This window comes from Actinopolyspora sp. BKK2, from assembly GCF_011291845.1.
Lineage (GTDB): Bacteria > Actinomycetota > Actinomycetes > Mycobacteriales > Pseudonocardiaceae > Actinopolyspora > Actinopolyspora saharensis.
The window spans coordinates 23,933-35,618 of sequence record NZ_JAANTE010000007.1; the positions used below are offsets into that span (position 1 = coordinate 23,933).

Sequence of the window (11,686 nt, forward strand, 5' to 3'; positions counted from 1 at the left end):
AGAGCGTCGGAGAAGTCGGTTCCGCTCCGCGGTGGCGGGGCGGACCTCGAAGAGCGTCGGCAGCAGCGCTCGTTCCTCCGGGCGATGGAGGCAGTCCTCCGCCGGATGGCCCCGTGCCCCTCCTCCCGTCACCGCGCGCCTTCGCGGGAGCGGCGCGTCCGCGCGGGTGGTGCCCGAAATGCGGCGCACGGATGAGGAGGGGATAGTGATGTCGGGTCGCGCGGACGGTGTCCAGCGATGTTGCCGTGTCACCCGGTCTCGGGCCCCCGGGCGGACGAGCCGGTCGGCACAGTCGGGGGCGTGGATCCGGGGCCGTGTGAATCCGGGGTCGTGAATCGTGCCGGGGGTGGTTCGCCCATGAGTCCGCGAAGATCGCACCGGCGAGGAGCCGGGACCGCCACCGAGGGACAGGAGTGGCCGCCCGAGGACGTCCGCAGCATGGAGCAGTCCGTGGGACGCGCGCCGTCGGTGCACAACACGCAACCGTGGTCGCTGGTCTTCGGAGGGCGCACGGCGAGCCTGTACGAGCGGGCGGAGGTCTCCCTGGAGCAGCACGATCCGGAGGGAAGGGACCGGAGGATCTCCTGCGGGGCCGCCCTGACGAACCTGTTCCTCGCCGTGCGCGCGACCGGATGGGACGTCGAGCTGCGTCGCGGACCGGGGCCGGAGGAACCGGATCTCGTGGGAGTCGTGACCGGAACGGCCCGTCGGGAGCCCTCCGTGCTGGAAGGGCAGCGCTTCAGGGCCATCACCCGGCGCAGCAGCCACCGGCGCCCCTTCCACGAAGAGGGACTCGCGCACGTCTCCAGGGAGACCCTGCTCGCCGCGGGCGGTTCCTCCGGGGTGGGGGCCCGCTGGGTCACGGGCACGGCGGAGGCCCGGCACGTGGCGGAGCTGCTCGGGTACGCGGCACGGGTCCACAAGAAGGACCGCCACTACCAGCGCGAGCTGGCGATGTGGATGATCGACAGGTCCGGCCGGGCCGGCGGGGCCGGGAGCGGCTTCGACGGGGACGACCTGGTCGGGGAGGGGGTCCCCGGGGTAGGGCTGACCACTTCGGGCACCCGGCTGCCCGAACAGGGCCGACTCGCCGAGTGGATAGCCGAGGAGTCGGTCATGGTGCTGTGCACCGACTCCGACGAGCCGTCCGACCACTTCCGAACGGGGGAAGCGCTGGAACTGGCCTGGTTGACGGCGACCAGTCTGGGACTGGTGGCCTCGGTCATCACCCAGCCGCTGCACCTGGCCGAGGTTCGGCGGGGACTGCGCGAACGCCTCGGTCTCGCGGGGGAGCCACACGTGCTGGCCAGGTTCGGCCATCCGGCCCCCGTGCCCGGACAGCGCCGCGGCTGACCCCCGCGTGCACGGGGCGCGCCCGGTGGTTGCCCGGGCGCGCCGTCACGGTCGGGGTCACCCGTCGAGCCGGCCGACGGCCCCGTAGGCGTTGGCGATGTTGACCTCGTCCTCGGTCACCGGGGCCTCGGGCCGCCACCTCGGGAGGGGGACGAGACCGGGGTCCACCACCGAGAAGCCCGCCAACAGCTCCTCGATCTCGTGCGGGGGGCGCCACCTGACCGGGGTGGGGGTGCGGGCCATGACCTCCTCGGCCGCGGCCACCTGCTGGGGAGTCGCGGACAGCGCGGAGATGTGGGACAGCACGAAGTGGCTTCCCGGAGCGCAGGCCCCGCGATACGTCGCCAGCATCTCGCGCGCCTCGTCCTGGTCGGGGACGAAGGGCAGCACCGCAACGGCCAGCAGGCCGACGGGGCGGTCGAAGTCCAGCAGCCCGGACACACCGGGTGCGGACAGCACCTCCTCCGGGGAGCGGATGTCGGCGAGCGTCATCGTGACTCCGGACAGCTCGCCCAGCAGGCGCTGGGCGTGCGCCACGGCGACCGGTTCGTGATCGACGTAGGCCACCCTGGCCCGCGGGTTGGACTGCCGGGCCACCTCGTGGACGTTGCCGACGGTCGGGATGCCCGATCCGAGGTCGAGGAACTGGTCGACGCCGTTCTCGGCGAGGAAGGTGACCGCCCTCTGCAGGAACGCGCGGTTCGCCTGCGCGTACTCGCGTGCGTGCGGCACCGCGGCGGAACCGGCCTCGGCCGCCTCCCGGTCCGCCGCGAAGTTGGTGGATCCCCCGAGGTAGTAGTCGTACATCCGCGCGGCGTTCGGCAGGTCGGTGCGGACCTCCTCGCGAGGCGGCGTTGAACCGAGGAACGGCTCTTCGTCACGGTTCTCGGGCTGGTTCATCCGGGACACCTCCGAGGCGGTCGCGGCCGGGAAGCGGGCGGCGCTGTTAACCAGGGTACCGCGTGCGCGCCTTTCGCCCGGGCGAGAGCCGTGGACCACCCCGGCCGCGCGGAAGGGGGTTCGTCCCGGCGGATCCCCCTGCCCCGGCAGGGGCGGTGGGCCGGCCGCGGGTGACGAGCGAGGCGCGCCCGCCACCCGCGCGGAGGTGCCTCAGCAGCTGCCTAACATGTTCGACAGCGCCGTCTTCTCGGCCGAGTCGATGCTCAGCCCCCACTTGTGCTTGACGTTGATCCAACCGCGCGCGTAGATGCAGTGGTAGCCGGTGTTCGACGGCTTCCACTCGGCGGGGTCGGAGTCACTCTTGTCCATGTTGGACGTTCCGGACACCGCGATCAGCTGCTGGCTGTCCAGGTCGTTGGCGAAGTTCTCGCGCTTGGAGTCGCTCCAGCTCGCGGTGCCCGACCTCCAGGACTCCGCCAGTGGGACCATGTGGTCGATGTGCACCTCACTGGGATCCTGGACCCACTGCTGGTCGTAGACGCTGTACCAGCTTCCCGAGGTCGGGTAGCAGTCGCTTCCGACGCTCACCTCGCTGCCGTCCCTCTTCAGCACGGTCTCGCGGGTGTCGCAGCTGCCGGACTGACTCGACCAGTGGGGGAAGCGGTCCCTGTCGTAGCCGTTCATGGAGCCCTCGGAGCGCACCGTGAGCTCGGCCAGTTGCTGGCTCGCGGTGCTCCGGTCGGGCGGGGTGGGTGGATAGGCTGTGGCCGTTCCCGCCGAAACGGCCAGCAGAGCCACCGCGGAGAGCGCGGTGGTGAGCGTGGTGACGAGCTTTCGCACGACCGTCCTCCTCACGTTAGTGGTTGGGGAGACCACCGCAGCGTGACAAGCGCCGGTCAACGCGGGTCAATAGTGCGGTGAAGAGTGGATGGACGTCGTGACACGCTCGGACCAGCTCCTCGGGCTGAACGCGTTCCGAATCGGAGAGGCGGGACTCGGTTCGCTCGGCGGGTCGATCGGGGCCGGTCGGGTTTTCGCGGCGGGTGCCCCGACACCGGGCAGTGCTTCCGCACGGTGCCGGGGCTGTGGCCGCGAGAGCACCACGGAGGAACCAGCGAGGGGATCCGGCGAGCGAACCTGCGGGTTCAGGACGCTCGGCGACGGTTGCGCGCGCGCAGCACGAGCGAGACCACCACGGCCAGCACCAGGATCGAGTAGATCGCCACCGCGAAAGGACTGTCCACGAGCGCCCCGACGTCACCCTGGCTCATCGCCATCGCGCGGCGCAGCGAGGTCTCGGCCAGCGGTCCGAGGATGACCCCGATGAGCACCGGAGCGATCGGGAAGCCGTAGCGACGCAGCAGGAAGCCCAGCGCACCGATCACGTACAGCAGCAGCACGTCGAACACCGACGACCTGGTGGTGTACACCCCGAGGGTCGCGAACACCACGATCCCCGCGTAGAGGTAGTTGCGCGGGATGCGCAGCAGCTTCGCCCAGACGGGGGCGAACGGCAGGTTCAGCACCAGCAGCATCGCGCTGCCGATGAACAGGCTGGCCAGCAGCGCCCAGACCAGATCGGACTCCTGCGTGAACAGCAGCGGTCCCGGGCGCATCCCGTACTGCTGGAACGCGCCGAGCATGATCGCAGCGGTGGCCGAGGTGGGCAGGCCCAGCCCGAGCAGCGGAACCAGCGAGGTCGCCGTCGTCGCGTTGTTCGCGGCCTCCGGGCCCGCGACCCCCTCGATGGCGCCGTGGTCGAACTCGTCGTCGCCCCGCCTCCTGGACAGGCTCTTCTCGGTGCCGTAGGACAGGAAGGTGGGAATCTCGGCCCCGCCCGCCGGGATCACCCCGAAGGGGATGCCGAGCGCGGTGCCGCGCAGCCAGGGACGCCAGGAACGGGTCAGGTCCCGCCTGCTCAACCACGGGCGCCCCGAGGCGACGGTCTCGGTGGCCGGTGCGCGCCGGGAGCGCGACGCGACGTGCAGCACCTCGCCGATGGCCAGCAGCCCCACGGTGACCACCACGACGCTGATCCCGTCCAGCAGCTGGGTGCTGCCCAGCGTGAACCGCACGGCCCCGCTCTGCTCGTCGATGCCGACCATCGCGACGGCGAGCCCGATGCCGAGCGAGCTCAGCCCGCGCAGCATGTCACCGGTCACCACGGCCGAGGTGGCCAGGAAGGCCAGCACGGTCAGCGCGAAGTACTCGGGCGGGCCGAAGCCGACGGCCAGGTTCACCATCAGCGGCGAGAAGAACACCACCAGGGTCACCGCGACGATGCTCGAGAGGAAGGAACCGAGCACCGCGGTGGCCAGCGCCTGGGGAGCCCGCCGGTTCTTCGCCATCAGGAACCCCTCGAAGGCCGTGGCCATCGAGGAGCTCTGCCCGGGGGTGTTGAGCAGGATCGCGGTCGTGGCACCGCCGAACTGCCCTCCGAAGTAGACCCCGGCGAACATGATGAACGCGCCGGTGGGGTCGAGCTGGAAGGTGACTGGGACGAGCAGCGCGATCGCCATGGCCGTGCCCAGTCCGGGCAGCACGCCCACCACGGTGCCGAGTATCACCCCGGTCAGGCACAGCAGCAGGTTCAGCGGGGTCACCGCTTCGGCGAAACCCCCGCCCAGCAAGGACAACGTTTCCACTCAGAACACCCCAACCAGGACACCGGAGGGAAGCGGCAGCCCGAGCCCCGCGGAGAAGGCCAGCTGCACCGCTGCCGAGACGACGAAGGAGATGCCGAGGTCGCGCAGCTTGTGCCCGCTGCCGAGCGCGCAGGAGACGCCCCAGAACAGCAGGGCACCCGCGATGATCCACCCCGCCGTCTGCAGCAGCGCCAGGTGCGCGGCCAGGGCGGCCGCGGTCAGCAGCAGCGGTTTCCAGTCGCTGCTCGCCCCGGCCGCGGCGGAGGAGTCCTCGCCGTCGCCCTCGGCGGAGGCGGCAGCGCTGCGGGGCAGCAGCATCCGCACGGTCAGCGCCACTCCCAGCGCGGTCAGCAGCGCGCCGACCACGACGGGGAAGAACCGCGGTCCGAGGAAGCTCACCGAGGAGGGAACGTCCATCATCGCCGAGCGGATCAGCAGGAACCCGCCCAGCGCGATCACGAGGACACCGACGAACAGCTCACTGCGCCCGGTCCAGAACGACCGCGTGTCGTTGCCCCGCACGGGGTCCTCCCCCGTCGGGGTGGTGTGGTCCACCGATGTGCTCATGACAGCCCGAGCTCCTCACTGATCCCCTTGATGCGTGCGGTCTCGGATTCGAGGAACCTCTCGAACTCGGCTCCCGTCTGGAAGGTGTCCTGCCAGCCGTTGCGGTGCACCGCCCGCTGCCACTGATCGGTGGCGTGCACCTGCTCGACGATCCGCTCCAGCTCGGCGCGCTGCTCGGGGCTGATCCCCGGAGGTGCGATCACGCCGCGCCAGTTGGCCAGCGTCGCGTCCACGCCCTGCTCCACGAAGGTGGGAATGTCGATGCCGTCCAGTCGGTGCTCCGAGGAGATTCCGAGCGCCCGCAGGTTCCCGGCCTCGATCTGCCCGGCGAACTCCTGGTAACTGGACACCCCGACGTCGAGCCCGCCGTCGAGCAGACCGGTCACCACTTCGCCGCCACCGGAGTAGGCGACGTAGTTCAGCTTCGATATGTCGACCCCGGCCTCCCGCAACAGCATCCCGGCGAACAGGTGGTCGGTCCCACCGGCGGAGCCACCGCCGACCGCCACCGAGCTCGGGGACTTCCGCCAGGCGTTCATGAGGTCCTGCACCGTGTGGAACGGCGAGTCGGCCGGCACGACCACGGCCTCGTAGTCGTCGGCCAACCGGGCGACGGGAGTGGCGTCGTCGAGGGTCACCTGCGAATCGGTGGTCTGGATGGAGCCGGTCATGACGGCTCCGGTCATCATCAGCTTGTTGTCCTGGCCCGATTGGTTGGCCAGCCGGGACAGCCCGATGGTTCCGCCCGCACCGGGGACGTTGAGCACCTCGGTGGTGCGGGAGAAGCCGTGCGCGTCCACCGCGCTCTGGATCTCGCGCGCCACGCTGTCCCAGCCGCCACCGGGGTCGGCCGGAGCGACCAGGTGCAGTTTGTCCCGCGGGCCGGTCCCGCTGGAGGCCTTCGTGTGGGCGTCGGCCAGCCCGGCGCCCACCACGACCACGCCCAGGACCGCGGCGGCCACGCGGAGGATCAGTCGTCCTGTCATGGTCCTTCCCTGCGAAGTCGACGTGAACATCACGTTAAGCGTTGTGGATCACAGGGTGTGGGTCACACCCGTTCGTGGGAAATGTGGTGTTCATAAATTCAGTAGTGGTCGTTGTGGTCACGGGAGGTGGGGGAGTGCGGGGGATCCGTTCGCGGTGTGATGCCCTTCGTGCCGTGCTGCCGTTCCACGAGGGTGATCTCCGAGCGTGAGGAGGGTGGACGTCATCGCCGAGGGCAATTCCGCGCGTGGCAGCGGAGCGGCGCGACGCTGGCCACTGGCGGCCCAGTTCTTCGCGCTGCAGCTGGTGCTGATCGTGATAGCCCTCGTGGCGAGCGGGCTGTTCTGGTGGCGCAACACCCGAGCCGAACTCGACGAGCAGTACGCGCAGCGCGTGCTGGTGATCGCCGAGTCGGTGGCCTCGCTGCACACGGTCCGGGAGGCCTTCGACGACCCGCACCCCGAGAGGACGATCGCTCCGCTGGCCGAGCGGATGCGCCGGGCGACCGGAGCTTCGTTCATCGTCGTCGCCAACAGGCAGCAGATCCGCTACTCCCACCCGGATCCGGGGCGCATCGGCGAGCACCTGTCCACCGACGCCGCGCCCGCGCTGGCGGGGGAGGTGTGGACCGGTGTGCAGACCGGGACCACCGGGCGTTCCATGCGGGCGAAAGTGCCGGTGCTCGACGACTCCGGCCGGGTCATCGGGGTCGTCTCCGTGGGGGTGCCGGTCTCGACCGTCAGCGAGGAGGTGACCCAGAGCCTGCCCGCGCTGCTCGGGACCGTGCTGACGCTGATGCTGCTCGGCGGTTTCGGCACCTACCTGGTCTTCCGGAGGATGCGCCGGAAGACCTTCGGCATGGCCTCCGACGAGATCGGGAGGCTGGTCGACCACCGGGTGGCCATGCTGCACGCGCTCAAGGAGGGAGTGGTGGCGTTCGACTCGGACGGCAGGATCACCCTGGTCAACGACGAGGCCCACCGGCTGCTGGGGTTGCCCGCCGACGCGGAGGGGCGTCGCCTCGACGAGCTGGAGCTGCCGGAGCGGCTGCACGAGGTGCTGGCGGGCGAGGCCGACGGGACGGACCAGATCGTCCTGCGCGCGGGCAGGGTGCTCGCGCTCAACCGGATGCCGATACGCGCGGACCGCAGCGACGGCGGTTCCGTGGTCACGTTGCGGGACCGCACCCAGCTCGACCAGCTCGCGCAGGAGCTGGACGGTGCGCGCACCACCACGGACGCGCTGCGCGCCCAGGCCCACGAGTTCTCCAACCGCATCCACACGATCTCGGGGCTGTTGGAGCTCGGCGAGCACGAGGAGGCGCGGACCTTCGTCGCGGAGCTCAGCGCCGCTCACGGCCGCTTCACCGAGGAGCTCACCACGCGCGTCCGGGACGCGGCGGTGTCGGCCCTGCTGCTGGCGAAGTCGGCCGCGGCGGGTGAGCGCGGTGCCGAGTTCGTGCTGGACCCGGAAACCGACCTCGACGCGCTGCCCAGCTCCACCGCGCGCGACGACCTGATCCTCGTCGTCGGCAACCTGATCGACAACGCCCTGGACTCGCTGGGCGGGGAAGGTGGCAGGGTGCGGGTGTCACTGCGCTCCACGGAGGAGGACGGTGCGGCGGCCACCGGGATCGAGGTCGGGGACTCGGGAGCCGGGATCGCCCCGGACCTGGTGAGCGAGGTCTTCCGGGCCGGGTTCACCACCAAGGTGGCCGAACAGGGCGGAACCGGCGGTCTCGGGCTGGCGCTGGTGCGCCAGACCTGCCGCAACCGGGGTGGCTGGGTCCGCGTCGACAACGACGGAGGTGCCGTGTTCACCGCGCTGCTGCCCGTGGTGGCAGAACCCGCCCCCGCTGTGACTCGCGGGGATTCGGACCGCGCGGACCAGGACGCAGCGGATACGGGCTCAGCGGATGCGGGCTCAGCGGATGCGGACGCAGCGGACTCGGGAGACGGGCGATGATCCGGGTTCTCGTGGTCGACGACGACGTACTCGTGGCCAGGAACCACCGCAAGCTCGTCGACGGCCTGGACGGCTTCGAGGCGGTCGGCGTCGCCCACACGGCAGCGGAGGCGTTGCGGCTGACGGAGGAACTGCGGCCCGAGCTGGTGCTGCTGGACCTGTACCTGCCGGACGACTCCGGGGTGCGGGTGCTGCAGCGGCTGCGGGGCAACGCTCGTGCCGTGGACGTCCTCGTGATCACCGCGGTCAGGGACGTGGAGACGGTGAAGGCCTCCATGCAGGGAGGTGCGGTGCACTACCTGCTGAAGCCCTTCCCGTTCAGCGAGCTGCGCGAGCGGTTGAACAACTACGCCGAGGCGCAGCGGAAGCTGGACTCGGTGGTCGAGGCGGAGCAGGCCGATGTGGACCGTGCCTACGGGTTGCTGCGTCCGGGGGAGCACAAGAGCGTGCCCGCCGAGCTGCCCAAGGGGCTCTCCGCGGTGACGGCGCGGCTGGTGACCGAGACGCTGCGCGCGGCCGACGCGGACCTCTCCGCGGTGGAGGTGGCGCGGAGGTCCGGGATGTCCCGGGTGAGCGCGCGGCGCTACCTCGACCACTTCGTCGCGATCGGCAAGGTGGAGCTGAACCTGCGGTACGGCTCCGCGGGCAGACCCGAGCACCGATACCGGTGGATCGCGGACGACCAGGGGCGGTAGGGCTTCCGCCTCCCGGGCGCCGGGGCACCGGGAGGCCGCAGCGCGCTCGGCGCGCGCTCGGTCCGGTGCCGAGTGGCGTGAGCTCTCACGAAGGCGAGGGCGGGGTCCAGCTCATCCGCACCGTGGTGCCCGCGCCCCCGGTGAGGACCTCGGCGTGCTCGGCCAGGCTGCGCAGCAGTATCAGTCCGCGCCCACCGAGGTCCCGTCGTCGCTGCGCCTCCGGACGCCAATGCCCGTAGTCAGTCACGGTCACTTCTACCCGCGCGGGATCGCGCAGCAGACGTGCCTGCAGGTCCAGCACACCGCCTCCGTCCGGATAGGCGTGCGCGACCACGTTGGCCAGCGCCTCGTAGCTCGCCAGTATCAGCTTTTCCACCTGCTCCGCGTCCAAACCGGCCCTTCCGGCCCATTCGGAGAGCGCGTTGCGCAACGCGGGAAGTCGCTCGGGAGCGGCGGGGACTTCCCGGTAGCACAACTCGGAGGTGGGCTCATCGCGAGCACAGGCTGGGCGGGTGGTCATCATGCGTACTCACTCGGTCCTCGTGCCATTCGGAGCTCGAATTCCCGCCCGGGGTACCCCACGGGGACATCCGTTCATGCCCGGAAGCGTCCCCGTGCGGGTGTGCCGCCGTGGCGGTCGCACTCACCGGCCGGCGGACAGGGCCTCCTGCCGGGAGGAGTACACGGAGATCTTGCGGTCCAGGGCGGTGACCCGCAGCGGTCGTGCGGTCGCGCTGCTGCCCGCCACGACGCGCAGGGTGGTGCTCTCCCCGGCCTGCTGGTACGCCGCGACCAGCGCGGACAGTCCCGCCGATGCGAAGAAGTCGACGTGCTCCAGATCGACCACCAGCACTGGGGGGCGGTGCTCCTCCAGCGTGGAGGTCAGTTTCCCCTGGACCAGTGGTGCGGTCACCATGTCGACCTCTCCGGTGATCGCCAGAACAGCGGTCCGCCCGTGCCACTGAAGGGACGTGCTCACCTTCTCGGTCCCCTCCATCGAAGCGGGGTCGTCCACATGGGTAGGTGTGTCGAACATAGCCACAACACGACCCTCACATACTAGCCATGAGTATCAAAACAGTAACGATTTGGACAGTTATTGGATAACACCGTCCCGGTGTTCGGACGCCTGGAGCGTTCGGGAGGTGCGGGAGCCGCCTGCGGAGGCGGAGGGGGAATGCTGCGCAGCGATATCGGACCGCGACCACCCGGGGCGCACCGTTGCTTCCTAGGTTCCGGCGGCGGCTTACTCCCGCCGCAGCGGTGCCTGCCGCCGGACGAAGGCACGCACCCCGGGCGAGGCCGAGTCGCGGACGAAGGCGCAGTCCTCCACGCGTTCGGCGCTGCCGAGCTCCACACGCAGCTCGACCTCAGGAGCCACGCGGTACGGTTGCGCCCCGATCACGCCCCCGAGCAGCCTGCGCAGGCGGGACACCTCCGCGCGGGTCGCGACCGCGTGCTCGGCGTCGCCGTGGAGGCAGCGGCTCAACGTGGTGGTGCTGACCCCCTCCGGGCCTGCGAGGTGGAGCAGCAGCAGGATCTCGGCGTGCCGTTTCCCCAGCGAGCTGCGCCACGGCGTTCCGCGGCCACCGACCTCGACCGCGGGGGTGCCGGTGGACAGGTCGAGCAGCAGTCGCAGGGCGACGTCCTCGTCGTGGGGGCGCACCAGCCAACCCCCCGCGAGGGGTTCGGCGAAGCACAGCCCCATTCCGGGGACGGCCACGGGACGATCCGTGCGCGGTACCGCTGTGCGCTGCCCTGCGGTTACGCCTGAGCTGTGCGCCACCCAGCCGTGCCCGTCCACGAGCAGCCACGGCCCCGGCGTTCCGGCCAGCCAGGGTGCTGCCGCAGTGCGCAGCTGTTCGAGCTCGCGCTGATGCTCGCGCCACAGCCGCAGCTCCGCGAAGCGCACCGCGGTGCCGACCAGCGCGCCGACCGTGGGGTGCAGCTTCAGCGCGGGGCCGCTTATGTCGACGACACCGAGCGGTTCGCCCGTTCGCGGGTCGTGGATCGGGGCAGCGCTGCAGTACCAGGGGTGCTGCGGCTGTTCGAAGTGCTCCGCGGAGAACAGCTGCACGGGGGAGGACTCGGCGAGCGCGGTCCCGATGGCGTTGGTGCCCACCACCGACTCGGCCCAGCGCGTGCCGCTGACGAAGCCCAGCTCGTCCGCCCGGCGAGCGACGTCGACCGCGCCCTCGCGCCACAGGATCACCCCGTCGCCGTCGGTGATCACGAGCAGGAATCGCGAGGCGTCCGCCACCGTCGATATCAGGGCGCGGAGCTCTTCGACGACCGAGCCGAGCGGGGACTCGCGGCGCAGCAGCTCCACTTGATCAGCGGGCAGCGCGTCGCGCGAGTTGCGCCCCTCGGGGTCCAGCCCGAGCGCGAGCGCTCGGGACCAGGAGCGAGCCACGATCCCACGTGGACGGACACGTGGGGCGGAACCGCCGATGACCGCCTCGTGCGTCTCGGCGAGCAGGCGGGCGTGCGCGTGCAGATCCGTGCTCTGTCCGGCCGCGCTGAAGTCCTTCACGATCACGTTCCCGTAGGCCGAGTCCCGCACGACGATAACCCGGG

The 11,686-nt window shown here is 70.9% G+C and carries 11 protein-coding genes; 3 read left to right on the forward strand and 8 right to left on the reverse strand.

What is annotated here, in order from left to right; all coding sequences use genetic code 11:
- Positions 1–357 precede the first annotated feature (357 nt).
- Positions 358–1,353, forward strand: a complete 996-nt coding sequence (locus tag G9Q41_RS15245) for a hypothetical protein (protein ID WP_242687513.1) — start codon at positions 358–360, stop codon at positions 1,351–1,353.
- A 57-nt stretch (positions 1,354–1,410) separates the two neighbouring features.
- Here G9Q41_RS15245 and G9Q41_RS15250 read toward each other — a convergent pair whose 3' ends face one another.
- The 5 genes from G9Q41_RS15250 to G9Q41_RS15270 all read right to left on the reverse strand — a co-directional run bounded on the left by G9Q41_RS15250 (position 1,411) and on the right by G9Q41_RS15270 (position 6,451).
- Positions 1,411–2,253, reverse strand: a complete 843-nt coding sequence (locus tag G9Q41_RS15250) for an SAM-dependent methyltransferase (RefSeq protein ID WP_092523497.1) — start codon at positions 2,251–2,253, stop codon at positions 1,411–1,413.
- A gap of 210 nt (positions 2,254–2,463) precedes the next feature.
- On the reverse strand, positions 2,464–3,093 hold the full coding sequence (locus G9Q41_RS15255) for an HNH endonuclease family protein (RefSeq protein WP_347567576.1): 630 nt from the start codon (positions 3,091–3,093) through the stop codon (positions 2,464–2,466).
- Between the two features lie 305 nt (positions 3,094–3,398).
- The gene (locus G9Q41_RS15260; RefSeq protein WP_165633253.1) at positions 3,399–4,898 is read right to left on the reverse strand and encodes a tripartite tricarboxylate transporter permease; all 1,500 of its coding nucleotides are present in this window, start codon (positions 4,896–4,898) and stop codon (positions 3,399–3,401) included.
- Positions 4,899–5,465, reverse strand: a complete 567-nt coding sequence (locus G9Q41_RS15265; RefSeq protein WP_165633252.1) for a tripartite tricarboxylate transporter TctB family protein — start codon at positions 5,463–5,465, stop codon at positions 4,899–4,901.
- Positions 5,462–6,451 (reverse strand): tripartite tricarboxylate transporter substrate-binding protein, encoded by a 990-nt coding sequence (locus G9Q41_RS15270; RefSeq protein ID WP_165633251.1) that lies wholly within the window; start codon positions 6,449–6,451, stop codon positions 5,462–5,464. Before G9Q41_RS15270 ends, G9Q41_RS15265 begins: the two co-directional genes overlap by 4 nt.
- 214 nt (positions 6,452–6,665) lie before the next feature.
- On the opposite strand from G9Q41_RS15270, the gene G9Q41_RS15275 reads away from it, so the two are divergent.
- Together G9Q41_RS15275 and G9Q41_RS15280 are read left to right on the forward strand one after the other, a co-directional pair.
- Positions 6,666–8,414 (forward strand): sensor histidine kinase, encoded by a 1,749-nt coding sequence (locus tag G9Q41_RS15275; protein WP_207631210.1) that lies wholly within the window; start codon positions 6,666–6,668, stop codon positions 8,412–8,414.
- Positions 8,411–9,109, forward strand: coding sequence for a response regulator (locus G9Q41_RS15280; protein ID WP_165633250.1), 699 nt, complete (start codon positions 8,411–8,413; stop codon positions 9,107–9,109). The genes G9Q41_RS15275 and G9Q41_RS15280 overlap by 4 nt, the downstream gene beginning before the upstream one ends.
- Before the next feature lie 85 nt (positions 9,110–9,194).
- Here the strand turns inward: G9Q41_RS15280 and G9Q41_RS15285 are convergent, their stop codons facing one another.
- The 3 genes from G9Q41_RS15285 to G9Q41_RS15295 form a co-directional block, all read right to left on the reverse strand.
- The gene (locus G9Q41_RS15285) at positions 9,195–9,629 is read right to left on the reverse strand and encodes an ATP-binding protein (RefSeq protein ID WP_165633249.1); all 435 of its coding nucleotides are present in this window, start codon (positions 9,627–9,629) and stop codon (positions 9,195–9,197) included.
- 123 nt (positions 9,630–9,752) lie between these two features.
- Positions 9,753–10,088, reverse strand: coding sequence for an STAS domain-containing protein (locus tag G9Q41_RS15290; protein ID WP_347567575.1), 336 nt, complete (start codon positions 10,086–10,088; stop codon positions 9,753–9,755).
- 267 nt (positions 10,089–10,355) lie between these two features.
- Positions 10,356–11,672, reverse strand: coding sequence for a GAF domain-containing protein (locus G9Q41_RS15295; protein ID WP_347567574.1), 1,317 nt, complete (start codon positions 11,670–11,672; stop codon positions 10,356–10,358).
- Positions 11,673–11,686: the final 14 nt, after the last annotated feature.